This window comes from Leisingera sp., from assembly GCF_982940295.1.
This window is the reverse complement of record NZ_CEYXRG010000035.1, coordinates 1-22,677: the sequence shown is the minus strand read 5'-3', so window position 1 is coordinate 22,677 and position 22,677 is coordinate 1. Positions and strand designations below refer to the sequence as shown.

General features: G+C 66.4%; 24 protein-coding genes. 3 read left to right on the top strand and 21 right to left on the bottom strand.

Features of this window, described 5'->3' with window-relative positions:
* The 13 genes from AC4HIX_RS20325 to AC4HIX_RS20265 all read right to left on the bottom strand — a co-directional run.
* A partial coding sequence (locus AC4HIX_RS20325) for an energy transducer TonB (protein WP_490400284.1) occupies positions 1–596 on the bottom strand: 596 nt, incomplete at its 3' end.
* Entirely contained in the window at positions 593–976 is a 384-nt protein-coding gene (locus AC4HIX_RS20320; RefSeq protein ID WP_475053414.1) for an ExbD/TolR family protein, read from the bottom strand. The genes AC4HIX_RS20320 and AC4HIX_RS20325, both read right to left, overlap by 4 nt.
* Positions 977–986: 10 nt before the next feature.
* On the bottom strand, positions 987–1,364 hold the full coding sequence (locus AC4HIX_RS20315; protein WP_475053411.1) for an ExbD/TolR family protein: 378 nt from the start codon (positions 1,362–1,364) through the stop codon (positions 987–989).
* A gap of 4 nt (positions 1,365–1,368) precedes the next feature.
* Positions 1,369–2,337 (bottom strand): MotA/TolQ/ExbB proton channel family protein, encoded by a 969-nt coding sequence (locus tag AC4HIX_RS20310; RefSeq protein ID WP_475053409.1) that lies wholly within the window; start codon positions 2,335–2,337, stop codon positions 1,369–1,371.
* Positions 2,334–3,386, bottom strand: a complete 1,053-nt coding sequence (locus AC4HIX_RS20305; RefSeq protein WP_475053407.1) for a siderophore-interacting protein — start codon at positions 3,384–3,386, stop codon at positions 2,334–2,336. Before AC4HIX_RS20305 ends, AC4HIX_RS20310 begins: the two co-directional genes overlap by 4 nt.
* Positions 3,387–3,397: 11 nt before the next feature.
* The gene (locus AC4HIX_RS20300; protein ID WP_475053404.1) at positions 3,398–4,180 is read right to left on the bottom strand and encodes an ABC transporter ATP-binding protein; all 783 of its coding nucleotides are present in this window, start codon (positions 4,178–4,180) and stop codon (positions 3,398–3,400) included.
* Positions 4,180–5,196, bottom strand: a complete 1,017-nt coding sequence (locus AC4HIX_RS20295; RefSeq protein WP_475053401.1) for a FecCD family ABC transporter permease — start codon at positions 5,194–5,196, stop codon at positions 4,180–4,182. The genes AC4HIX_RS20300 and AC4HIX_RS20295 overlap by 1 nt, the downstream gene beginning before the upstream one ends.
* Positions 5,193–6,224, bottom strand: coding sequence for a FecCD family ABC transporter permease (locus tag AC4HIX_RS20290; RefSeq protein ID WP_475053398.1), 1,032 nt, complete (start codon positions 6,222–6,224; stop codon positions 5,193–5,195). The genes AC4HIX_RS20295 and AC4HIX_RS20290 overlap by 4 nt, the downstream gene beginning before the upstream one ends.
* A gap of 1 nt (position 6,225) precedes the next feature.
* Positions 6,226–7,248 (bottom strand): ABC transporter substrate-binding protein, encoded by a 1,023-nt coding sequence (locus AC4HIX_RS20285; RefSeq protein ID WP_475053396.1) that lies wholly within the window; start codon positions 7,246–7,248, stop codon positions 6,226–6,228.
* Between the two features lie 203 nt (positions 7,249–7,451).
* Positions 7,452–8,810: a dihydrolipoyl dehydrogenase gene (gene lpdA, locus AC4HIX_RS20280; RefSeq protein WP_475053394.1), complete on the bottom strand. Its 1,359-nt coding sequence runs from the start codon at positions 8,808–8,810 to the stop codon at positions 7,452–7,454.
* Entirely contained in the window at positions 8,811–10,115 is a 1,305-nt protein-coding gene (locus AC4HIX_RS20275; RefSeq protein WP_475053393.1) for a dihydrolipoamide acetyltransferase family protein, read from the bottom strand.
* A gap of 4 nt (positions 10,116–10,119) precedes the next feature.
* The gene (locus AC4HIX_RS20270; protein ID WP_475053391.1) at positions 10,120–11,133 is read right to left on the bottom strand and encodes an alpha-ketoacid dehydrogenase subunit beta; all 1,014 of its coding nucleotides are present in this window, start codon (positions 11,131–11,133) and stop codon (positions 10,120–10,122) included.
* Position 11,134: 1 nt separating this feature from the next.
* Positions 11,135–12,370 carry a 3-methyl-2-oxobutanoate dehydrogenase (2-methylpropanoyl-transferring) subunit alpha gene (locus AC4HIX_RS20265; protein WP_475053389.1) on the bottom strand — a complete coding sequence of 412 codons (1,236 nt, stop codon included), beginning with the start codon at positions 12,368–12,370 and terminating at the stop codon, positions 11,135–11,137.
* A 161-nt stretch (positions 12,371–12,531) separates the two neighbouring features.
* Between AC4HIX_RS20265 and AC4HIX_RS20260 the strand changes: the two genes are divergently transcribed.
* A complete protein-coding gene (locus AC4HIX_RS20260; protein ID WP_475053386.1) occupies positions 12,532–12,996 on the top strand; it encodes an Lrp/AsnC family transcriptional regulator in 465 nt (154 codons plus the stop codon).
* Positions 12,997–13,018: 22 nt separating this feature from the next.
* Here AC4HIX_RS20260 and AC4HIX_RS20255 read toward each other — a convergent pair whose 3' ends face one another.
* The 8 genes from AC4HIX_RS20255 to cofG form a co-directional block, all read right to left on the bottom strand.
* A complete protein-coding gene (locus AC4HIX_RS20255; protein WP_475053383.1) occupies positions 13,019–13,651 on the bottom strand; it encodes a TetR family transcriptional regulator C-terminal domain-containing protein in 633 nt (210 codons plus the stop codon).
* Between the two features lie 226 nt (positions 13,652–13,877).
* Complete coding sequence (locus tag AC4HIX_RS20250; protein WP_421055019.1) at positions 13,878–14,879, bottom strand: TIGR03842 family LLM class F420-dependent oxidoreductase; 1,002 nt, start codon at positions 14,877–14,879, stop codon at positions 13,878–13,880.
* Between the two features lie 24 nt (positions 14,880–14,903).
* Positions 14,904–15,572 carry an NADPH-dependent F420 reductase gene (gene npdG / locus AC4HIX_RS20245; protein WP_141889125.1) on the bottom strand — a complete coding sequence of 223 codons (669 nt, stop codon included), beginning with the start codon at positions 15,570–15,572 and terminating at the stop codon, positions 14,904–14,906.
* Positions 15,569–16,342, bottom strand: coding sequence for a coenzyme F420-0:L-glutamate ligase (gene cofE, locus AC4HIX_RS20240; RefSeq protein ID WP_475053381.1), 774 nt, complete (start codon positions 16,340–16,342; stop codon positions 15,569–15,571). The genes npdG and cofE overlap by 4 nt, the downstream gene beginning before the upstream one ends.
* Complete coding sequence (cofC, locus tag AC4HIX_RS20235) at positions 16,339–16,998, bottom strand: 2-phospho-L-lactate guanylyltransferase (protein ID WP_475053380.1); 660 nt, start codon at positions 16,996–16,998, stop codon at positions 16,339–16,341. Before cofC ends, cofE begins: the two co-directional genes overlap by 4 nt.
* Positions 16,995–17,963 (bottom strand): 2-phospho-L-lactate transferase, encoded by a 969-nt coding sequence (cofD, locus tag AC4HIX_RS20230; protein WP_475053377.1) that lies wholly within the window; start codon positions 17,961–17,963, stop codon positions 16,995–16,997. Before cofD ends, cofC begins: the two co-directional genes overlap by 4 nt.
* On the bottom strand, positions 17,960–19,234 hold the full coding sequence (gene cofH, locus AC4HIX_RS20225; RefSeq protein ID WP_475053374.1) for a 5-amino-6-(D-ribitylamino)uracil--L-tyrosine 4-hydroxyphenyl transferase CofH: 1,275 nt from the start codon (positions 19,232–19,234) through the stop codon (positions 17,960–17,962). Before cofH ends, cofD begins: the two co-directional genes overlap by 4 nt.
* Entirely contained in the window at positions 19,231–20,373 is a 1,143-nt protein-coding gene (cofG, locus tag AC4HIX_RS20220) for a 7,8-didemethyl-8-hydroxy-5-deazariboflavin synthase CofG (protein WP_475053371.1), read from the bottom strand. Before cofG ends, cofH begins: the two co-directional genes overlap by 4 nt.
* Positions 20,374–20,613: 240 nt before the next feature.
* On the opposite strand from cofG, the gene AC4HIX_RS20215 reads away from it, so the two are divergent.
* Together AC4HIX_RS20215 and AC4HIX_RS20210 are read left to right on the top strand one after the other, a co-directional pair.
* On the top strand, positions 20,614–22,185 hold the full coding sequence (locus AC4HIX_RS20215) for a Re/Si-specific NAD(P)(+) transhydrogenase subunit alpha (RefSeq protein WP_490400283.1): 1,572 nt from the start codon (positions 20,614–20,616) through the stop codon (positions 22,183–22,185).
* Between the two features lie 13 nt (positions 22,186–22,198).
* The coding region (locus tag AC4HIX_RS20210) for an NAD(P)(+) transhydrogenase (Re/Si-specific) subunit beta (protein WP_490400282.1) at positions 22,199–22,677 on the top strand (479 nt) is incomplete at its 3' end.

The following is a 22,677-nucleotide window of genomic DNA, read 5'->3' as shown; positions in this document are numbered from 1 at the left end:
CGGATTTTGGCTCCCCAGACCGCTTGCAGCTTGGCCTGCTGCCCGGTCTGGGCGGTGGCCGCGGCAGAGCTGCCCGTCTGCCCGGCCTGTGCGCCGCCGCCAGACCCGGCGGCGCGCTGCCCGGCCCGGCTGGCCGTGGTCTGCTCGGCCTTGCGTGCCTGCTGCGGTTCGCGCGCGCGCTTGGGCCTTGGGCGCGGCTGGAGCTCAGGTCTTTCTACGGTTTCCGGCTTTTCTTCCGGCGGCGGCGGGGGCGGCGTGGTGTCTACCTCCAGCGTTTCGGCAGGGGCAGGGCGGGCCAGCGCAATTTGCGCTGCCGCTCGCGGCGCCTGGGCCAGTTCGAACCGCGGCACCGCGGGGGCCGCAGGGATGGTGAGGGGTTGGGGCAGGGGTGTCTCCAGCTGTGGCACGGTTTGTGGCGGGCGCTGCCAGGCTTCCACCATTTCGGCAATGGTGGCATCAGCGGCCTGGACCGAGACCAGCGCATCGCCGCCCGCACCGCTCGACTGGGCGCCGGAGCCGGGCGCCGTGGCAAACAGCGCGACATGGATCAGCGTGGCGATCCCGGCAAATACGGTGAGTTCGGCGGTGCGTTTCATTGCGGGCGCACCACAAGTTCGGCCCGGCTGAGCCCGGCGGCTGTCAGCTGCCGCAGGATCCGCGCCAGCGCCGCGGCCTCCAGCCGGGCGTCGGCCCGCAGCTGCACCACGGGGCTGCCCGTACTGGCGGCGGCCAGCCGGGCGATTGCGGCCTCGCCAACGGCGCCGTCAAAGTGCATTTGGCCTTCCGCATCGATGTACAGCACGGCCTGCGCCTTGGCCTCGGTGTCCAGCGCGGCCTCGGGCGGGGTAACCTCGAAGGGCTCGGGCTGGGCCAGGCGGGAGGTCATCAGGAAGAAGATCAGCAGCAGAAACACCACGTTTATCATGGGTACGATGGATTCGGCCCGCGGGCGGCGGGGGGGATCGGTCAGGTCCATGCGCGTCTCCTCATTCCACCAACACGAAATTGGTGAAGCCCGCCTGCCGCAGCAGCGCGGTCACATCAGTGATGCGCTGCAGATCGGCCTTGTCCCGTCCGCGCAGCACCAGCATGTCGCCGGGCGTCTGCATCAGCGGCGCCAGCGCCTGGGCCAGGTTGCTGTCGGCCACCGGCACGCCGTTGATGTCGAGGTTGTTCGGCCCGATGCCGATCAGCCGCGGCGGGCCGGTGTAAGGGCCGCCCTGGCCGGCCAGCGGCAGGTCCAGCACCGCATCCATGCCAAAGCGCGAGGCCAGCATGAAGAACACCAAGAGCAGGAACACTACGTCGATCATCGGCGTCAGGCTCGGCTTGCGCCGGGGTTTCGAGGGTGGAGCCAGCAGCATCGCGTCACTCGGCCGCCAGTTTCAGTTCAGCAGGAGCCGCCGCCACGAACAGCCGGGTGGCGCTGTCTTCGATGTCGCGGCGGATGCGGGTGATCACCGCCTCGAACCAGGTGAGCGCGGCGGAGGCCGGGATCGCCACAGCCATGCCTGCGGCAGTGGTCAGCAGCGCCTCCCAGATGCCGCCCGCCAGCAGCGCCGGATCGGCGCGCGAGCCTGCCGCCTGCAGCGCCTGAAAGGCGGCGATCATGCCCAGAACCGTGCCCAGCAGGCCCAGCAACGGCGCGATGGTGGCAATCAGCTCCAGCGCGCCGAGGCCGGTGGCGGCGCTGCCAAGGTGCAGCTTGGCCACCCGGGCAGCCTCTTCGCGGGCGCGGTCCTCGGGCAGGGTGGACAGGGCGGTCAGGGCCGTGGCCACCACCTTGGAGCGGATTCCGATACGGCCTTTAACAATTGCCAGCGCGGCGCCGGAGTCGCCGCGTTCATAGGCCTCTACCGCGCGGCCTGCCTTGCCGCGCGACCAGGCACCGATCAGCGCCAGGCGCCAGATTTTCCACAGGATCAGCGCCAGGGTGATCACCGACAGCGCCGCAATCGCCCAGATTGACGGACCGCCGTCGCGCAGGAAATCCAACGCCTTGGCAGAGGCTTCGCGGGCGGTTTGCGCCAGTTCCTGCTGCCGGGTGAGCGGTTCAGAGGTCGGCAGCGGCTCAGCCGCGGGCGCAGCTTCGGCGGGTTCTGATAGGGCTGTAGCAGCGCCGGTCGGGGTCGCAGGTGCGGCGTCGGGGCTGGGCGCTGCTGACTCTGGAGCTTCAAGTTCGGGTACCGCAGGGGCTTCCGGCTGCGCTGGGGCCGGGGCCTCGGCGGCAATCTGCGGTACCGGTGCGGCGGTCGGGTCCTGTGCGGCAGCCGGGGCTGCAAGCAGCGGGGCGGTCAGAAACACTGCGGCAAGGGCCGCCTGGGCGCGTTTGGTCATGATTGGCTCCAATAAGCGGCGATATAGCTTGTTCCGGGGGCGGGTTTGTTCTGCTGGAGGGCCGCGCGCAGGCGCTGCACTTCGGCCTTTTCGCACGCAAACCACAGGTAGTGGCCGGGCGCGTGTTTGCGCGCGGCCAGCGCGCGGTCCGCCAGGCTATGCCCGCCATCGCGGCGCAGCCAGGTCAGCGCAACACCCGTGGGCGCGGTCACCGGATAGCCGCAGTCCTTGCCTTCGGTGCTGAGCAGAACGGCTTCGCCCTTGGTGTCCCGCGGCAGGTTCTCGAGGATGCGGGCTGCGGCGGGCAGAGCGGTTTCGTCGGCATATAGCAGGATTTTCGAGGTTGCCGGAATGCCGCCGCCGCCAGGCCCGGCGATGGCCAGCCGGTCCCCCGGGGCCGCTTGGCGCGCCCAGTCGGTGGCGCGGCCGCCGTCGTGCAGGAAGATATCGAATTCCATCAGCCCGGCCTCATGGCAGATCCGGCGGGTGGTGTAGACCGGGCGGTGCAGCGCTGTCTCCCCTTTCGGCCAGACGGTCGCACCGGTCTCCGAGAGCCGGGGCCATTCCGGCGCGGTACAGCCTGCGGGCGGAAGCAGCAGGCGGAAGTGGATGGCATCGTCCTGGAAACCGGCGAGATCCGGGGATTTGACCTGCACCCGCAGGAAGGCGCGGCCGACCGGGGTGACCGACTGGACCATGGTGAAATGGACGTTGGGCGGCAGGGCGCCAGCGGTGGTGGCGTCCGGCCAGCGGAGGGCGTCGGAGGTGCCAGGCTGGATTTCGTCCAGATGCGCGGCGATGCCGTCCTTCAGCATGTGCAGCCGGTCCGGCATGGCCGCCGAGACACTGATTGCGGTGCTGCCGTTCCGGGCGGCAAAGCGGTAGTGGCCGAAGCCTGCGATCTCCACCGTGACGGCGGCGGCGCCGTCCTCGATCACCGGCAGCTCATGTTCCTGCGCCATGGCAATGACGGCCTGGCGGACGGCCGCAAATGGCAGCTCAGGCAGTTCGGCGTTCGCCTGCAGCGGGAAGACGGGGTTGATGGTCATCGCGGCCTCGTTCATTCGGGAATGACATGCGGGGTGCCATGGACCGGATCGGCGATGATCCGGCAGGGCAGCGCAAAGACTGAGCGCAGGACCGCTTCGGTGACCACCTCGGACGGAGTGCCCTGGCAAAACACCCGCCCGTCCTTGAGCGCGATCATGTGGCTGGCAAAGCGGGCAGCCAGATTGATGTCATGCAGCACCATGGCCACGGTGCGCCCGGTTTCGCGGTTGAGCTGCTGCACCAGCTTCAACAGTTCAATCTGATGCGGCAGGTCCAGGTAGGTTGTCGGCTCGTCCAGCAGCAGAATGCCGGTTTCCTGCGCCAGCGCCATGGCGATCCAGGCCCGCTGGCGCTGCCCGCCTGACAGCGCCTCCAGCGGCTTGTTAGCATTGCCGGTCATATTGGTGAGGTCCAGCGCCCGGGCAACCGCCTCTGCGTCCTGCTGCGACCATTGCCGCAGCGCCGACTGGTAGGGGGTGCGGCCGCGGGCCACCAGGTCGTGCACGGTCAGCCCATCGGGTGCGGAGGGGGTTTGCGGCAGGATCGCAAGGCGTTGCGCGACAGAGCGGCTGCCCTGCCGGTGGATCGCCTTGCCGTCCAGCACGGCCTGGCCGCTGCCAGCCGGCTGCAGCCGGGCCAGGGTTCGCAGCAGGGTGGATTTGCCGCAGGCATTGGGGCCGACAATTGCGGTCAGTTCGCCATCGGGAATGGCGGCCGTGAGGCTGTCCAGAACGGGCGTGCCGGCATAACCGGCCGAGAGATCCTCGGCCCGCAGGCGGGCGGTTTTGGGCATCAGAGGGTTCCTTTCCGGAAGTGCGCCAGCAGCAGCCACAGCAGTACGGGGGCGCCAATGAGTGCGGTAAACGCGCCGGCGGGCAGCTGCACCCCCGGCACCAGGCGGGCGGCGGTGTCGGCCAGCAGGGTAATCAGAGCGCCGGCCGCGGCGGCGGCCAGCAGCGCGGGCTTGCCGCCGGGGATCAGGCGGCGGGCAATCGGGCCGGCCGCAAAGGCGACAAAGGGTAGGGGACCAGCGGCGGTCACAGCAAGCGCGGTCAGGAGGATTCCGGCAGCGGTCACCGCCAGCCGCAGGCGGGAGACAGGCAGACCCAGACCGGTTGCGATGCCGTCATCCATTGCCAGCCGGGCCAGCGGGAAATGCAGCCACCACAGCACAGGCGCCAGCAGCGCCAGCCCGGCCCAGACTCTCGCAGCGTCCTCCCAGCTGCGGCTGTGCAGCGAACCGGTAAGCCAGCTGAGCAGGTCGGCGGCGGTTTGCGGGTCGATGCGGCTGATCAGCAGATCGGCGGCTGCAGTCAGTGCCAGGCTGGCGCCGATGCCGGTCAGGATCAGGCGGCCCGGCACCAGCCCGTCCTTCCATGCCAGCAGGATCACCAGCGCCGCGGCCAGTGTTGCCCCGGCGAGGGCGCCCGGCAGCATCATGCCGCCGGTCAGGATCACCGCCGCCAGCGCGCCGCAGCTTGCGCCGGCGTTGAAGCCGATCACATCCGGCGAGGCGAGCGGGTTGCGCATCATCGTCTGGAACATGGCTCCGGCCAGGCCGAATGCGGCGCCGGCGCCAAGCGATGCGGCGATGCGGGGCAGCCTGTGATCCAGCAGGATCATCTGCTCGATGTTGGTGCCCTGGCCGAGCAGCAACGAGGCCATCTGGCTGCTGCTAATAGGGTAGCTGCCGGTCTGTACTGCCAGCAGGGCGGCGGCCAGCAGCAACGCTAGAAGGCAGAGCCCGGCCAGCAGCGACCGGCGTGATATCTGTACCGACAACGAAGCAATGCGGAGTGTCCAGGTCATAGGCTGCGCACTCCGTTTCGGCGGACCATCCAGATCAGCACCGGCCCGCCGATCAGCGCGGTCATCACCCCTGCCTGCATGTTGCCGCCGAACAGCGGCAGACGCCCGGTCAGATCGGCCGCAACCAGCAGCAGCGGCCCGAACACCGCGGAGAAGGCCAGCGTCCAGCGCATGTCCGGCCCCGCGGCCCAGCGGGCCAGATGGGGCACGATCAGCCCGGCAAAGGCGATCGGTCCGGCCATCGCCACAGTGGCGCCGCACAGAAGCACAATGGCAGTCCCGGCCGTGGCCCGTGCGAGCCCGGTGCGCACACCCAGACCGCGGGCAGTGTCCTCGCCCAGCAGCAGCGCGTTCAGCCCGGCGGCCGCTACAGCGGCAAGCCCTGCGCCCAGGGTCAGGAAGGGCAGCAGCATATAGAGGGTGGACGGCAGAATGCCGTCAAACCCGCCCAGAACCCAGAACCGGTAAACATCCAGGGTTTGCGAGCTGACCAGCAGCAGCGACCGGGTGAGAGCGAGGATCAGGGCGCTGAGAGCCGCGCCCGCCAGCACCAGCCGCAACGGATTGGAACGGCTGCCGCCGCCGAGCAGGAACACCAGCACTGAGGCCGCCAGCGCGCCGCCAAGCGCCACCCAGACAAAGGCCGCCGGATCGGTGATGCCGAAGCCCAGGATACAGATCACCACGCCGAGCGCGGCACCGCCGTTGATGCCCAGCAGGCCCGGATCGGCGAGGGGGTTGCGGGTCATGCCCTGGATCAGCGCGCCGGACAAGCCGAGCGCCGCGCCTGCAAGCAGCGCTCCGGCCAGCCGCGGCAGGCGCATTTCGCGGATCACGATTTGGCTGGCATCGTTCGGATCAAAAGCTGTCAGTGCCCGCCAGACTATGTCCCAGCTGGCGGGCCGGAAGCCAAAGCGCAGCGCGGCGGCTGACAGAACCGCCAGCCCAAGCAGGGACCCGCCGAGCCGCAGGCCGCGCAGGCTGGCGGCGGGGCGGATCGGGGAAACGTCGATTGATGAAACGGACATGTCAGAAGCCCTCCGGCAGCAGACCGGCCTCGGCCATACTGGACACGGGTGTGGACGGGTCGCCATCCAGTGCAGCCTCCAGCAGCGGCACCAGCTGGTCGAGCGCCGCGTCCAGGCTCAAGGGGCTGGAGTGAGACAGCGCCGAAGACAGCAACCGCCCGGCATAGATCTCCCGCCCCTCGCGGTAGGCGCGCAGGGTGTGGCGCAGCGGCAGGCGCTTGAGCCGCGCAGCGGAGCCGCCGGCGTCGATCCAGATCAGGGCATCCGTGTCGATGGGAGAGAGATCCTCATCGGGGAGCAGGGCATAGTAGCCGTTCGCAGGGGCAAACGGGTTGGCCACCTCCGGCACGGTGAACCCCAGGGCGGCCAGGAACTGACCGCGGATGTCATTTGCGGAATAGGCGCCGGTGCGGGTGGCCGAGACCATGACGGCGCTTGCGCCCTGCCACTCGGGGTGCGCCACGCGGATGGCGGCAAAACGGCCCTCGATCCGGGAGATGATCCGGTCGGCCTTGACAGCGTTTCCGGTTGCCGTGCCCAGGGTTCGCAGCATGACCTGCCAGGGCGAGCCGTAGCTGCCGTGGGCGGCCTTCGGCGGGATGGTGGGCGCGATCTGCGACAGCAGCGCATATTCGCGCTCGGTCATGCCGGACCATTGGCCGGTGATCAGGTCCGGCTCCAGTGCGGCAATCTGCTCGATGTCGATCTGCCCCTGCAGCACGATGGGTTCGGCATCGCCCAGGGCTTCCTGCGCCCAAGGCCAGACACCGTAGGGGTGGTCGCCGAACCACTTGCGCAGCGCATGGGGCTTTTCCCCCAGCGCCAGCAGGAAATCATGGCCGATGTAGCTGAGCGAAACGATGCGCTGCGGCTTGGCCGGCACAACCGTGGTGCCATAGCGGTGTTCGATAACCGCCGGGAACGGTTCTGCCGCACTGGCTGGGGGGGCGAAGACTGTTGCGGCCAGCAGCAGGTAAACACCCAGCCGGGCGCACGCATTTGGAAAAAACAGAGCCAGCTTCACAATTCACTCCAGCCTGCGGCGCGTGCACGAGCGGCGCCGGGATGTTGATCCGTTGATGGCTGGACTGTGTGCCGCGCAAATGGCGCGGAGTGTCTCGCTGAAAGGCGCCCGTCAGGGTGCGCCCGGACGCTTAAATAACCTTAGTTCTTTTGTCAAGTTATGTGGCCGCCCGAGCCGCATTAGAAACGGGCGGCCTGCTGGTCTCAGATGTGCAGCGCGTGACCCAGCGCGCGCAGGCAGGCTTCCTGCAGTCCCTCCGACTGGGTCGGGTGGGCGTGGATGGTCGCCGCGATGTCCTCAAGGCAGGCGCCCATCTCGATGGCGAGCGAAAACGCCGCCGACAGTTCGGAGACACCGGCCCCCACCGCCTGCAGCCCCAGCACCGCCTGATCCGCATCGCGCCAGACAACGCGGATAAAGCCGTCCTCGCGTTCGGTCGTCATGGCGCGGCCATTGGCGGCAAAGGGGAACTCCGTGCTGCTGCTGCCCTCGATCTCGCCGGGCAGGGCACCGCAGGTGACAATCTCGGGATCGGTAAAGCAGACCGCCGGAATCGCGCGCTTATCCCATTCGACCGCGTGGCCCGCGACGTGTTCCGCCACCATCTCGCCCTGCGCCATGGCGCGGTGCGCCAGCATCGGTTCGCCGGTGATGTCGCCGATGGCGTAGATGCCGCGCATCGAGGTCTGGCAGGTCTTGTCGATCCGGATGTAGGGGCCGTTCAGGGTCAGCGCCAATTCGTCAACGCCGATGCCTTCGGTCCGCGGGCGGCGGCCGACGGTGACCAAGACTTTCTCTGCCTGGATCTCGCCCTGGCTGGTGGTCAGAACGCCATCTGCGTAAGCCTCGGCCCTGGCGCCGGTCATCACTTCAATGCCCAGCTTTTCCAGTCGCTTGGCAACCGGCCGGGTGAGGGCCTGGTCATACAGCGGCAGGATGCGGTCTTCGGCCTCGACCACGGTGACCTTGGTGCCCAGCTTGGCAAAGGCCGTGCCCAGCTCCAGCCCGATATAGCCCGCGCCGACCACGGCAAGGGTTTCCGGCACCTGTTGCAGCGCCAGCGCCTCGGTCGAGGACAGGATATCGCCGCCGAAGGGCAGGGAGGGCAGCTCGACCGGGGCGGAGCCGGAGGCGATCACGATGCGTTCGGCGCGGATCTGGGTGGTCTCGTCACCGCGTTTGACCGCCACGGTCTTGCCGTCGAGGAACCGCGCGCGGCCCTCGACCACACGCACGCCCGCCTTGCGCATCAGGCCGCTGACGCCGCCGGTCAACCGCTTTACGATGCCGTCCTTCCAGGCGACCGTCTGGCGCAGGTCGATTTCCGGCTTGCCCGCGGTGATGCCAAGCGGACCTTCGGCCGCGTGGGACATCTTGTGGAACTCATCCGCGGCGTGGATCAGCGCCTTGGAAGGGATACAGCCCACGTTCAGGCAGGTGCCGCCGGGATTGGCCTCGTCCACCACGATGGTGTCGACCCCCAGCTGGCCTGCACGGATGGCGCAGACATAGCCGCCGGGGCCCGCGCCGATGATCAGCAATTTGCACTTCAGATCAGTCATTCAGCCCTCGACAAACAGCATGGCTGGGGTTTCCAGCAGGGATTTCAGTTTCTGGACAAAGACCGCCGCGTCCCAGCCGTCGATCACCCGGTGATCGAAGGAGCAGGAGATGTTCATCATCTTGCGCGGCCGGAATTGCTGGCCGTCCCAGACCGGGCGGATCTGCATCTTATTGACGCCTACAATCGCCACCTCCGGGTGGTTGATGATCGGCGTGGTGGCAATGGCGCCAAGCGGCCCCAGCGAGGTGATGGTGATGGTGCCGCCGGTCAGCTCCTCGCGCTTGATCGAGCCATCGCGGGCGGCGTCGGCCAGTCGGGCCAACTCGCCTGCGTTGTCCCACAGGCTGTTGGCCTCGGCGTGGTGCAGCACCGGCACGTTCAGCCCTTGCGGGGTTTGCGTGGCGACCCCGATATGGACGCCGCCGTGGCGGTAGATCACGCCTTCCTCGTCATCGTAACGTGCGTTCAGCCCGGGCTGTTCGCGCACCGCCTCGACGATGGCGCGCATCAGGAAGGGCAGGAGGGTCAGCTTGGGGCGGCTGCCCTCATGCTTCTTGTTGAGCGCGGCACGCAAGTCCTCCAGCGCGCCCATCTCCACCTCTTCGACGATGGTGATATGCGGGATGTGGCGTTTGGACAGGGCCATCTTCTCGGCGATCTTGCGGCGCATGCCGATGACGCGCTGTTCCTCGACGCCGGTGTTGCGGCCGCGGGTGACGCTGCCCTGACGGATGCCGCCGGATTCGATCCAGCTGTCCAGATCCTCGTGGCTGATGCGCCCGCCGGGACCGGTGCCCGGCACATGGCGGAGGTCGACGCCTTCGGAGCGCGCTCGCGCCCGCACGGACGGCGCGGCCAGCGGTTTGCTGCCTTCGGGCCGCGGCAGGCGGTGGCCGGGTTTCTTGGCGGCCGGAGCGGGTGCTGGTGCGGGAGCCGGTTGCGGCGCTTCCTCCGCCTCCGCGCCCGCATCACCGGCCGCGTCTTTACCCGGCGCAGGCTGCGGTGCCGTGGCTGCGGGTTTGGTTGTCTCTTGGGCCGTGCCGGGGGCTTCGTTGCCCTCGCCCTCGACCTCGATCCGGACCAGCACGGAGCCGATCGCCATCATCTGGCCGATCTCGCCGCCCAGCTCCAGCACTTTGCCGGACACGGCTGAGGGCACCTCGACTGCGGCCTTGTCAGTCATTACCGCCGCCAGAATATCATCCTCGCGCACGATATCGCCGGGCTTGACGTGCCATTCGGTCAGTTCGGCCTCGGCGATGCCTTCCCCCACATCGGGAAGACGCATGGCAAACACACCCATGTGCTCAGCCCTCCATCACTTTTTTCAATGCCTCGCCGACACGGGCGGGGCCGGGGAAATACTCCCATTCCTGCGCATGCGGATAGGGCGTGTCCCAGCCGGTGACGCGGATGATCGGCGCCTCCAGGTGGTAGAAGCAGTTCTCCTGCACCAGGCTCATCAGTTCGGCACCGAAGCCGGAAGTGCGCGTCGCCTCATGCACGATCACGCAGCGGCCGGTCTTTTCCACCGAAGCCTGGATTGTCTCGAGATCCAGCGGCAGCAGCGTGCGCAGGTCGATCACCTCGGCGTCGACGCCGGTCGCCTCAGCCGCGGCCTCGGCCACATAGACCATGGTGCCATAGGCCAGAACGGTGACATCCGCGCCCTCGCGGGTGATGCTGGCCTTGCCCAGCGGCACGATCTCCGCGCCCTCCGGAACCTCGCCCTTGGGGTGGTTTTTCCAGCTGGTGACCGGGCGGTCGTGGTAGCCGTCGAAGGGGCCGTTATAAAGCCGCTTGGGCTCCAGGAAGATCACCGGATCCGGGTCCTCGATGGCGGCCAGCAGCAGCCCCTTGGCGTCGCGCGGGTTGGAGGGCACCACCACCTTCAACCCGGACACATGCGTGAACAGCGCCTCCGGGCTCTGGCTGTGGGTCTGGCCGCCGAAGATGCCGCCGCCGGTGGGCATGCGGATCACCAGCGGGCAGGTGAAGTCGGCGTTGGAGCGGTGCCGCAGCCGCGCTGCTTCCGAGACGATCTGGTCATAGGCCGGGTAGACGTAATCGGCGAACTGGATCTCGATCACCGGCTTCAGCCCGTAAGCCGCCATACCGATGGCGGTGCCGGCGATGCCGGATTCATTGATCGGCGCGTCAAAGCAGCGGGACTTGCCGTACTTCTCCTGCAATCCCGCGGTGCAGCGGAAGACCCCGCCGAAAAATCCCACATCCTCGCCGAAGACGACGACGCGGTCATCTGCCGCCATTGCGATATCATGGGCCTCGCGGATGGCCTCGATCATGGTCATGCTGGCCATCTCAGTACCCCGCCTCCTGGCGCTGCCGGATCAGATGCGGCGGCATCGTTTCATAAACGCCTTCAAACATGTCGCGCGGGCTGGGGGTTTTGCCGCCGCCCAATGTGCCGATCGCCTCGGCCTGCTTTTGGGTGGCGATGACCTCATCCAGAATTTCTGCTTCGGCCTGTTTGTGGCGCGCGTCGCTCCATTCGCCGATGGTGATGAGATGCTTCTTAAGCCGCTCGATCGGGTCGCCCAGGGGCCAGGCGGCGGCCTCGCTCTTGGAACGGTAGGCGGAGGGGTCGTCACTGGTGGAATGGCCACCCGCGCGGTAGGTGACGTGTTCGATCAAGGTCGGACCATGTCCCAGACGCGCCCGTTCGCAGGCCCATTTCGCCACCGCGTGCACGGCAAGGTAATCGTTGCCGTCCACCCGAATCGAGGCGATGCCAAAGCCGTGGCCGCGCGCCGCAAAGGTGCCGACTTCGCCGCGGGCGATGCCCTGGAAGGTGGAGATGGCCCACTGGTTGTTGACGATATTCAAGACCACCGGCGCGTCATAGGTCGAGGCAAAGACCATGGCGGAGTGAAAATCGCTCTCCGCCGTGGAGCCGTCGCCGATCCAGCCCGTGGCGATCTTGGTGTCGCCCGAAATCGCCGACGCCATCGCCCAGCCGACCGACTGCACGAACTGGGTGCCGAGGTTGCCGGAAATCGAGAAGAACCCGTGTTCCTTGGAGGAATACATGATCGGCAGCTGACGCCCGTGCAGCGGGTCGTCGGCGTTGGAATAGATCTGGTTCATCATGGTCAGCATCGGATAGCCGCCCGCGATCAGCAGCCCGGCCTGACGGTAGGTTGGAAAGTTCATGTCGCCCGGCCGCAGCGCGCGGGAAAAGGCGCAGGACACTGCCTCCTCGCCCAAGTGCTGCATGTAGAAACTGGTCTTGCCCTGGCGCTGCGCATTCAGCATCCGCGCGTCAAACGTGCGTAGGGTCAGCATGTGCCGCAGGCCCTCGCGCAGCTCCTCCGGGCTGAGCTCGCCAGCCCAGTCGCCCACCGCCTCGCCTTCCTTGTTCAGCACCCGGACGATGGAAAACGCCATGTCGCGGATTGAATCCGGATCCACATCAACCGGCGGGCGTTTGACGGCCCCGGCGCGCGGGATCTCGAAGTCCGAGAAATCAGGCGTGTCGCCCGGACGGCAGCCCGGTTCCGGCACGTTCAGCGATAGCGGCGGAAAATCATCACTCATGCAGTACCTCTTTGTTCTGAGCGCCTTCGGGCGCGCGCGGAAAAACGCGCGCGGCGCAACGCCTGTCTCCCCAGCTTAGCAAAACCGCATGGTTGAAAAATAACGAATATGGGGGTAGTGGTGCGAAAATCAGAGGAAATACACTCGGAAACGCAAAATTTATGGTGGTTTTCGCTACAGATTCGGTTGATCGGGAGATACTTCGCGTGCTGCGTGACGACGGGCGGATTCCCTTGGTGCAGCTGGCGGCTCGAGTCGGTCTTTCCCAGACGCCCTGCAAACGGCGCCTGCAGCGGCTGGAGGAAAGCGGCCTGATTTCCGGCTACAACGCCCGTATCGACCGCAAGGTCGCGGGGTTTGGCATCACTGCCTTTGTCTCGGTGGAGCTGGAACGCCAGGACGCGGACGAGATCGCCAGCTTCCAGAAGAAGATTGCACGGTTCGAGGAAGTGGTGACCGGAACGCTGATGACCGGCGCGCAGGATTTCCTGCTGGAAATCGTGGTCGAAAGCCTGGAGGAATTCGAGGCCTTCCTGCAAACCAAGCTGCTGCGCATTTCAGGAATCCGGGTGGTGCGGTCCCGCTTTGCGCTGCGCAAATTCATCGACCGGGCGCGGATCCCGTGACCGCCGGGGCGGCCAGCGGCCGTCAGTCCGCCTCGACCGCCAGCAGCTTCTGGTACATTTCCAGCAGGAACACCTCAGCCTCGGCATAGCGGTCCTGTGCCTTGGCGGGCGCGATTTCCTCAATCTGCACGTCGAAATCGGCGTAATGCTGGGTAGTGGCCCAGATCGAATACAGCAGATGATGCGGATCGACGGTCGCAATCCGGCCGTCGCGCATCCAGTCCTCCAGCACCGTGATCTTGGTGTTGTAGAGCTCTTTCAGCGGGCCGAAGATCTCGCTGCGCGACTGCGGCAGGCCGCTCAGGACCTCGTTGGCGAAGAACTTGCTTTCCTTGGGGAAATTCCGCGAGATTTCCAGCTTACGGCGGATGTACTGGCAGATTTCGTCAATCGGGTCGCCATGCGGGCTCAGCATGTTCAGGGGCGCCATCCACAGCTGCAGGGTGCGGGCCAGCAGCTCCTGCCGGATCGCATCCTTGCTTTCGAAGTAATAGAGCAGGTTGGGCGTGGTCAGCCCTGCGTTCTTGGCAATCAGGTTGATCGACGCGCCGGAGGATCCGTGCTGGGCAAAGACCTCAAGCGCGGATGCCAGGATCTGTTCGGTCTTCTTCCGCTGAATCCGGGTCTTCGGCTTTTCAGCTGCCATGCGCGCCATGTAAATTCCGCCACTTATAACAATGTCTATCTGGCGTCCTATTGGCACAAGTCAAAGCCTGTTGCCAGCGGTCGCGCGCAGTTGGCCGGTTCAAATCAATGTGCTGGTGCGGCAGAACCGCGCCGGGAGCAAAAGGAGCGGGCAGCAAGAGCCGCCCGCCAATAGGTACCGTCCGCGGGGAGATTTGTCCGGACGGTGCCGTTTCCGGGCCGGGGCCCGGTGCAGTTCAGCGGAACGCCGGGATGATCTTCTCGGCGTAGTCGGCGATGATCTTCTCTTCGTCGCCGCTGTCGAGGTAGATGTTGAACTGGGTGGTGCCGGCCGCTTCGAGATCGCGGATCTTGGCGATATGCTCGTCCGGGGTGCCCAGCACGCAGAAGCTCTTGACGATGTCTTCGGTGATGAAGTCCAAGTACGGGTTATCGCTCTGGCCGTGCTTGGAGTAGTCGTAGCCCTTGCGGTTCTTGATGTAGTCGGTCAGGCTGGTGGGGACGTGATCGCCGTCGGTGCCGTATTTCTCCACGATATCAGCGACGTGGTTGCCGACCATGGCGGGGAACCACTTGGTCTTCTCGATGCCTTCCTCGATCGGGCCGGTATGCGCCGGAGCGGCGGCCATCACGCGGTAGTTCGACATGTCGCGGCCTTCGGCTTCACCGCCGGCCTTGGCCTGATCCGCCAGCCATTTGATGATCTTGGGTTCGGCAATCTGAAGGACGACACCATCGCCGACCTTGCCGGCCGAGGCCAGGGCCTTGGGACCGTAGGCGCCGATCCAGACCGGCAGTTCGTAGCCCTGCGCCCAGGGGAACTTAACCGGCTCGGGGCACTCGCCGTATTGCACTTCCTCGCCGCGGATCAGCGACTTCACCACATGGGTGAATTCTTCCATCCGCTTGATGGTCGAGGGCTTCTTGCCCATCACGCGCACGGCGCTGTCGCCGCGGCCGAGGCCGATGTCGAAGCGGCCGCCGGACTGTTTTGCCAGCGAGCCGAACAGCGAGGCCGCAACCGACCACTCGCGCGAGTTCGGGTTGGTCACCAACGGGCCAAAGCGCATTTTCTTGGTGTGCTCCATGCACATCGCCATGGCGACGAAGCTTTCGCGCCACAGGATGTGGCTGTCGTAGAACCAGCAGTAGGTGAAACCTGCGTTTTCCGCCTGGCGGACCAGCGCGCGGGCGCGTTCGGGCTCAACGAAGCCCTTGAAGCAAATACCGAATTCCATGTGTGTTTTCTCCCTGTTGGAATCTTAGTGTTCGGGGGCCCAGATGCGGATGCCCGCATGGGTGAAGGGCACCGCCTTGGAAATGTTTTGGCGGATCAGGATCGGGGTGATCGCCTCGATGCAGCGGGCGGCCTCGGCGTCGCCGGCGTTGTAGGCCTGGACATCCAGCGCTCCGACCAGCTCGATCACCTTCTTGCGGGCGGGCAGGCTGTTGCCGCAGACCAGGATGTCGCAGTTGATCGGCCAGTCGAGGTTGTTGAGCGTGGTGGCCGACACGTTGTGCAGCGCGCCGATCACCGGAATGTCGTCACCCAGAAGCGCCTGCGCGGCCTCGGTGGCGGAGCCTTCGGGCGGCATCTCCACCTTCTTGGGATCGCCTTCCTTCAGCGGCACCACGATGTCGACCAGGATCTTGCCCGCCAGGCCCGGCTTCAGCGCCTCCAGCGTGGCGTTATGGGCCGAAAACGGCACCGCGAGGATGACCATTTCGTCCGCCGCCGCGGTGGCGCCTGCATTGTCCAGCCCTTCGATCGGCGCAGCGCCCTCCGGCAGCTTTGCCATCAGTTCCGCCGCGATGCCGGCGCTGCGCTCGCCATCGCGCGAGCCCAGTGCCACGGCGATCCCTGCGCGGGCAAAGCGCAGCGCCAGCCCCTGGCCCTGCGGCCCGGTGCCGCCAATGATTGCGATCTTCATCTGAACATATCCTCCTGTTTTTTCCTGAGTATGTCGGCGCCGCGGCTGTCGGCGGGCTGCCAGTCGAGCCCGCGCAGCAGCACCGCCGGTGTTTTTCCGTTCTTGCGCACCACCAGCCCGGTGGCGGCAGAGATTTCATCGGCCAGCGCCGGTTCGGTCACCTGCAGCGGCCGTCCCCAGGCGTCCAGGTTGCCCTGCTCCTGGATGGTGGCCGGGACCTTGCTGAGGCCGATGGCTACGTTGATCTGGCCCAGCCGCCAGGGGCGGCCGAAGGTGTCGGTCATCACCACGCCGATCTGCGCGCCGAAGCGGGCGACCAGAGCCGCGCGCAAACGCTCGCAGCTGGCGTCGGGATCGCGCGGTAGCACCATTGCCGCGTCTTCTTCGCCGAAGTTCGATTCATCCACCGCGGCGTTGGCGGAGATGAAGCCGAGCCGGTGCTCGCAAATCATCGTGCCGGTGTTCTGGTCCGGGCGCCGGAACGCGCGGACAACGCGGGTGCTTTCGCGCAGGACGATCTCCACCTTGCGCGGGTCCTTGTTCAGCTCTTCGCCGTATTTGATGGCCTCTGCCGAAGGCGTGACTGAGGCTAGCGGAATGATGCAGTCCTCGGCTTTGGAGAACACCTTCTGCGCAATGCACAGAATATCGCCGTCCTGCAGGCCGAGCCCGGCCTGCTCCAGGCAATCGCCGAGGATCGCCCCCAGATCGTCGCCGTTCCTGATATCCGGCACGCCGGGCACGGCGGTGAGGGAGACGGACAGGCTCATCGCACGCCCTCCCGCATCAGCGCCTGCGGGTCCTGCGCCAGCAGGCAGCTGAGGTCCTCGGCCGTGTCGACATCGACACGCAGGCTGTCCAGCGGCAGCACCACCGGGCACAGGCCCGCGGTCTCTGCCGCTTGCCGGTGGGCGATCAGCGATTTCTGCCCGTAGGCAAAGGCAAACGGGCAGGGCAGCGGCACCAGAAGCGCGTTGGTGCCGAGGTCGGTGGCCGGGCACAGCACCGTGCTGTTACCGTCCAGCGGAAAGGCCAGGAGCTGCGCCAGGTCGTCCGGGGACGGGTCGGCAAGATCACCCGGCAGAACGCAGAGCGCCTCATACCCTTGGGCAGCGGCCCAATCCGCAGCCGCCTCCACCGCCAGTGACAGCGTGCCGGGGTCCTTGTCGTCGATACAGATCAGACCGGCCTGCCGCGCGATGCGCGCAATCACCGGGCTGTTGGACACCACGGCAATATCGGCGGCCCCTTCGGGCAGCATGGCAACAGCCTCTTGCAGCCGCGCAATGGTGGAGCGGAACAGGCCGCGGGCCAGCGCTTCGCGTTCCTGCGGCGCAAGCGCGGTGGCCAGCCGGGTTTTTGCCCTGGACGGGTCCTTCATCGGGATCACCGCCAGCCGCCTGCCGGAGTTTGCTGCCGCGCTCATGCCGCGCTCTCCCGGCCAGCGGGGGCGGGGGCCAGTTCCACCACCTCGCGCGCCAGCCGTGCCTTGTCGTCCTGGTCTTTCATCAGGATTTCGCTGCAAACCGGCGCCAGACCGATTGCACGGATTTCGCCTGCCAGCCCGGCATCGGCGTGGTCGATCACCAGTGTGTCCGCCAGCCCGCGGTAGCGTGCGGCCACGCCGGCGGCATCGGCTCGTTCCCCCAGCGCCGCCATCATCCGGTCGGCCGGGCCCTTGACCACCTTGCCTGCAATGAAGGGGCTGACAGCAATCTTCCGCGCGCGCGCCGCCCGCAGCGCTGCGGTGATGCCCGGCACGCCCAGAATGGGGGCAATGCTGACCAGCGGGTTGGAGGGCGCAATCACGATCAGATCCGCCTGTCGGATCGCCGCCAGCGCCTCTGGTGCGGGACGGGCCTGTTCCAGCCCGTCGAATTCAAGCGCCCGCACCTCCGGCGCGCAGCGTTCGCGCACGAAATATTCCTGGAAGCTCAGCCAGCCCGCATCGGTGCGCACCCGTGTTTGCACCTTATTATCTGTCGGCAGCAGGATCTCCGCCTGCACCCCGAAGGTGCGCGCCACATCGCGGGCGATCTCGCTGGGCCGGTCGCCGCGCAGGCGGCGCATGGTGCGGTAGATATGCAGGCCAAAGTCGCGGTCGCCCAGCGACATCCAGGTGTCCGCGCCCAGCTTGTTCAGCGTCGCGAGCGCCCGGTGGCCCTCATCCGCCACGCCCCAGCCCTGGTTGCGGTCGATCACGTCGGCGAGGCTGTAGGTCAGCGTGTCGATATCGGGCGACACCCAAAGCCCGTGGAAGTCATCGTCATCCGCCACGTTGCCGATGATCGACAGTTCCACGTCCGTCAATGCCGCCAGGCCCTCGGCCATCTTGGCCCCGCCGACGCCGCCGGCCAGCAGGGTGACCTTATGCTTTTGCGCGCTGCTCATTCCGCTGCCTCCAGCTTGGGTCCGCGTTCGGGGAACATTTCCAGAAACGCCAGCGGGTCGCGGCCCTTGCGGTCGACCAGCGGTGCCAGTTCCTCCGGGTCGTGGCGGTCATAGACCTCGCGGATCTCGTAGATGGTGTTGCGCCGCACCGGCACCCGGCCCGCGGCGCGGATGATCTGCGCCAGCTCGCGCGCAGTGATCTCCTGCCCGTGGGCGGAGCCTGCCGCGCGCGATATGCTTTCGTTCATCAGCGTGCCGCCGAGGTCATTCACCCCGCGCGACAGCATCTGCTGTGCCCGGGCCGCGCCCAGCTTGGTCCAGCTCACCTGGATGTTGTCGATCCAGCCGTGCAGCATAATGCGCGACACCGCGTGCATCAGGTCCACCTCCAGCGCGGTGGGACCGGGGCGCACCTTGTCCGGGTTCTGCGCCCACAGGGGCGATTCCGTATGCACAAAGGACAGCGGCACCAGCTCGGTAAAGCCGCCGGTGTCCTTCTGGATGTCGCGCAGCAGGCGGATATGCGCAGCCCAATGCTCGGGCCCGTCGATATGGCCGTACATGATGGTGGCGGTCGTCGGGATGCCAACCTCATGCGCGGCGCGGATGATCTCCACCCATTTCTCGGCGCTCAGCTTGTTCTTGGTCAGCTGCATCCGCACTTCGGTATCCAGGATCTCCGCCGCGGTGCCGGGCATCGAGCCGAGGCCCGCCTCCTTCAGATCCGCCAGAAAGTCGTGGTAGGACATCTTGGTCTTGGAGGCGCCATACCAGATCTCGAAGGGCGAGAAGGCGTGGATGTGCATGTCCGGCAGCGCCGCCTTGATAGCGCGCACGATGTCCCGGTAATAGGTGCCTTCCATCTTGGGGTGCAGCCCGCCTTGGATGCAGACCTCGGTCGCGCCGCGGTCCCAGGCCTGCTGCGCGCGCTCGACGATCTGTTCAGGCTCCAGCCACTCGGCGTCCTTGTCCTCGCTGCGCTTGGCAAAACCGCAGAACCGGCAGCCCATATAGCAGATGTTGGTGAAGTTGATGTTGCGGTTCACCACGAAGGAAACCCGGTCGCCATTGGCGCGGCGGCGAAGCTCGTCGGCCACGGCATAGACCGCTTCGGCATCCGTGCCGGTTGCGCGGAACAGCTCGACGCCCTCGGCCTCGGACACCTCGCCGCCCTCCAGCGCCATCTCCAGGATGGCGCGGACCGGGGCGGAGGCGGCGCCGACGGCAGCCGGGACCGTGGTGAAATTCTCGGCGGGGTGCTGAAGGGTCATGCTGTTTCTCCGATGTGGCGCTGGTCGCGGGCGAGGCCGTTTTCCTGGGCCATGCCGGCCGCACGGGCCAGCACGCCGGGGTTGATGAAGCCGCTGTCCCCGGTCAGGTAGCGGGGATAGACGGTGAGCCGCTCGCGCAGGTTAAAACCGGCCCCGTTGCAGGAGCTTGCCAGCGCCCGGATCTCCGGCCATTCGTGCTGCGGGTTGATGAAGTCGATGGTCACGGGCGAGATGCCGCCCCAGTCGTTGATGCCCGCCTCCAGATAGGCGATGTGGCGGGCGCTGAGGTTCGGCGGCGCCTGCAAGCTGATCTCCGGCGCCAGGATGATGCGGGCGGCGGCGATGGTGCGCAGCATATCCTCCAGCGCCGGTTCCGGGTGGTTTGCCATCTCAATGTCGGGCTTGCGCTGGAAGTTCTGGATGATGACTTCCTGGATATGGCCGTGGCGGGCGTGGGCGTCGTTGATCGCGTGCAGCGCCTCGATGCGCTCGGCAAATGTTTCGCCGATGCCGATCAGCAGTCCGGTGGTAAAGGGCACCTGTTTCTGGCCCGCGCGTTCCAGCGTGCGCAGCCGCTGCACCGGCACCTTGTCGGGGCAGGCATAATGCGGCTGGCCATTGCGGGTCAGGCGGCGGCTGACGGTTTCCAGCATCATCCCCATCGACGCGGAAACCGGCCGCAGCACGTCGATCTCGTCATCGGTAAGGGTGCCCGCGTTCACATGCGGCAGCAGGCTGGTCTCTCTCAGCACCAGCTCGCACATGTCGCGCAGATAATCTGTCAGGCGGGAATAGCCGAGCCGTTCCAGACCCTTGCGGGCTTTCTCGTAACGCAGTTCCGGCTTCTCGCCGAGGCTGAAAAGCAGCTCCTTGCAGCCCTCGCGCTCGCCCTTCTGTGCCGTGGCCAGCACCTGCTCCGGCGTCATGATATTGGCTTCCGGCGAATCCGGATGCTTGACGAAGGTGCAGTAGCCGCAGGTGTCGCGGCACATGTTGGTCAAGGGCACGAAGGCCTTGCGCGAATAGGTGACCGTGCGGCCCCAGTGGGCGTCGCGGATCCCGGCGGCGCGCTGCATCAGAGCGCGCAGATCACCGGCCTCCGCCCAGGCAGTGCCTGTGCTGAGCAATTGGGTGTTCATGGATTCCTCCCTGTCCTCCTCAGACTGTGAAGGAGGGCCGCGGCTGTCAAATATTTTTTTATCTGTAAGTCAAAAAAAATTCTGCATAGACTGAAATCGCCTATCTAAAAGGCTGTTTTTAAACTGCTAAAAATATAGCCTGATAAAAATATTGACTACTAAGTAAAACACTCGAATACTTTCTCTCAATCGACGCGGCCCGTCTCTTAGGCGGTGCCAGCGCAAAGGGAGGACATCAGAGTGCTTATTGGAACGCCAAGGGAATTGGCGGCTGGAGAGTCGCGCGTAGCGATGACGCCGGACTCTGCGCGTCAGCTGCAGAAGTTGGGGTATGAGTGCGCGATCGAGGCCGGGGCCGGGGCGGCGGCGGGGTTTTCCGATGCCGCCTATGAAGCGGCCGGGGTCGAGATCATCAAGACACCGGCGGCGCTGTGGAAGGCGTCCGATATCGTCGCCAAGGTGCGCCAGCCCGACGCCACCGAGCTGAAGCGGCTGACCAAGGGCAAGACGCTGATTTCCTTCTTCAATCCGGCCGCAAACGAAGAGGGCATGGAGCTCGCCAAGGCCAAGGGCGCCAATGTGATCGCCATGGAAATGGTGCCGCGGATCTCCCGCGCCCAGAAGATGGACGCGCTCAGCTCCATGGCCAATATCGCGGGCTACCGCGCGGTCATTGAGGCGGGCAACAACTTCGGCCGCTTCTTCACCGGCCAGATCACCGCCGCGGGCAAGGTGCCGCCGGCCAAGGTGCTGGTGGTCGGCGCCGGTGTTGCGGGCCTGGCGGCGATTGGCACCTCGACCAGCCTGGGCGCCGTCACCTATGCCTTCGATGTGCGCCCCGAAGTGGCCGAGCAGGTCGAATCCATGGGCGCCGAGTTCGTCTATCTCGACTTCGAGGAGGAGCAGCAGGACGGTGCCGCCACCGGCGGCTATGCGGCTGTCTCCAGCCCCGAGTTCCGCGAAGCGCAGCTCGCCAAGTTCCGCGAGCTGGCGCCGGAGGTGGACATCGTCATCACCACCGCGCTGATCCCCAACCGCGAGGCGCCCAAGCTGTGGCTGGCCGACATGGTGGCGGCGATGAAGCCGGGTTCGGTGATCGTCGACCTGGCGGCAGAGCGCGGCGGCAACGTGGAAGGCACCGTAAAGGACGAGAAAGTCGTCACGGACAACGGCGTCACCATTATCGGCTACACCGATTTCCCCAGCCGGATGGCGGCGCAGTCGTCCAGCCTCTACGCCACCAACATCCGCCACATGATGGCTGACCTGACGCCGGAAAAGGATGGCCAGGTCAACCACAACATGGAGGACGACGTGATCCGCGGCGCCACCGTGGCGTTTGAGGGCGAGATCACCTTTCCGCCGCCGCCGCCCAAGGTGCAGGCGATTGCGGCCAAGCCCAAGGAAACCGTGCCGGAGCTGACGCCGGAGGAAAAACGCGCCAAGGAAATCGAGGCCTTCAAGGCGCAGACCAAGAGCCAGGTCACGATGCTGGCGGGCGGCGGTGCGCTCTTGCTGCTGGTCGGGCTGTTTGCGCCGGTCAGCTTCATGCAGCATTTCATCGTCTTTGCGCTGGCCTGTTTCGTGGGCTTCCAGGTGATCTGGGGCGTCGCGCACAGCTTGCACACGCCGCTGATGGCGGTCACCAACGCGATCTCCTCGATCATCATCCTCGGCGCCTTGATGCAGATCGGATCGGGCAGCTTCCTGGTGATCCTGCTGGCGGCGCTTTCGGTGTTCATGGCCGGGATCAACATCTTCGGCGGCTTCCTCGTCACCCGGCGCATGCTCGCCATGTTCCAGAAATCTTAAGGAGGCCGGGCACATGGATTACGGTTTCACCACCGCCGCCTATGTCGTTGCGGCTGTTCTTTTCATCCTGTCGCTGGGCGGGCTTTCCAACCAGGAAAGCGCCAAGCGCGCGGTCTGGTACGGCATTGCCGGCATGGGGCTGGCGGTGTTTGCCACCCTGATCGGCCCTGGTTCGGGCCTGTGGCTCTTGTCGATCCTGCTGATCGCGGGCGGCGGCATCATCGGCACCTATGTCGCCAAGCGGGTGCAGATGACCGAGATGCCGCAGCTGGTGGCCGCGATGCACTCGCTGGTCGGCCTGGCCGCGGTGTTTGTCGGCTTCATCGCCCATTTCGAGATCGGAAATGTGGCAGCGGCCGTGGCTGCGGGCAGCACCGAGGACCTCGGCACCTTCGCCAAGCTGATTGCCAAGAAAACCCCGGCAGAGATCGCTTTCCTGCGCGTGGAACTCTTCCTCGGCATCTTCATCGGCGCGATCACCTTCACCGGCTC

Coding starts and splice junctions, on each gene's coding strand:
- npdG (WP_141889125.1), bottom strand. CDS start 15,572: ATGAAGATCGCAATCATTGGCGGCACCGGGCCGCAGGGCCAGGGGCTG.
- AC4HIX_RS20265 (WP_475053389.1), bottom strand. CDS start 12,370: ATGAGTGATGATTTTCCGCCGCTATCGCTGAACGTGCCGGAACCGGGC.
- AC4HIX_RS20290 (WP_475053398.1), bottom strand. CDS start 6,224: ATGTCCGTTTCATCAATCGACGTTTCCCCGATCCGCCCCGCCGCCAGC.
- AC4HIX_RS20295 (WP_475053401.1), bottom strand. CDS start 5,196: ATGACCTGGACACTCCGCATTGCTTCGTTGTCGGTACAGATATCACGC.
- cofG (WP_475053371.1), bottom strand. CDS start 20,373: ATGAACACCCAATTGCTCAGCACAGGCACTGCCTGGGCGGAGGCCGGT.
- AC4HIX_RS20260 (WP_475053386.1), top strand. CDS start 12,532: ATGGTGGTTTTCGCTACAGATTCGGTTGATCGGGAGATACTTCGCGTG.
- AC4HIX_RS20305 (WP_475053407.1), bottom strand. CDS start 3,386: ATGACCATCAACCCCGTCTTCCCGCTGCAGGCGAACGCCGAACTGCCT.
- cofE (WP_475053381.1), bottom strand. CDS start 16,342: ATGAGCCTGTCCGTCTCCCTCACCGCCGTGCCCGGCGTGCCGGATATC.
- AC4HIX_RS20275 (WP_475053393.1), bottom strand. CDS start 10,115: ATGGGTGTGTTTGCCATGCGTCTTCCCGATGTGGGGGAAGGCATCGCC.
- AC4HIX_RS20300 (WP_475053404.1), bottom strand. CDS start 4,180: ATGCCCAAAACCGCCCGCCTGCGGGCCGAGGATCTCTCGGCCGGTTAT.
- cofH (WP_475053374.1), bottom strand. CDS start 19,234: ATGACCCTTCAGCACCCCGCCGAGAATTTCACCACGGTCCCGGCTGCC.
- AC4HIX_RS20255 (WP_475053383.1), bottom strand. CDS start 13,651: ATGGCGCGCATGGCAGCTGAAAAGCCGAAGACCCGGATTCAGCGGAAG.
- cofD (WP_475053377.1), bottom strand. CDS start 17,963: ATGAGCAGCGCGCAAAAGCATAAGGTCACCCTGCTGGCCGGCGGCGTC.
- AC4HIX_RS20315 (WP_475053411.1), bottom strand. CDS start 1,364: ATGCTGCTGGCTCCACCCTCGAAACCCCGGCGCAAGCCGAGCCTGACG.
- AC4HIX_RS20250 (WP_421055019.1), bottom strand. CDS start 14,879: ATGGAATTCGGTATTTGCTTCAAGGGCTTCGTTGAGCCCGAACGCGCC.
- AC4HIX_RS20310 (WP_475053409.1), bottom strand. CDS start 2,337: ATGACCAAACGCGCCCAGGCGGCCCTTGCCGCAGTGTTTCTGACCGCC.
- AC4HIX_RS20270 (WP_475053391.1), bottom strand. CDS start 11,133: ATGGCCAGCATGACCATGATCGAGGCCATCCGCGAGGCCCATGATATC.
- lpdA (WP_475053394.1), bottom strand. CDS start 8,810: ATGACTGATCTGAAGTGCAAATTGCTGATCATCGGCGCGGGCCCCGGC.
- AC4HIX_RS20320 (WP_475053414.1), bottom strand. CDS start 976: ATGGACCTGACCGATCCCCCCCGCCGCCCGCGGGCCGAATCCATCGTA.
- cofC (WP_475053380.1), bottom strand. CDS start 16,998: ATGAGCGCGGCAGCAAACTCCGGCAGGCGGCTGGCGGTGATCCCGATG.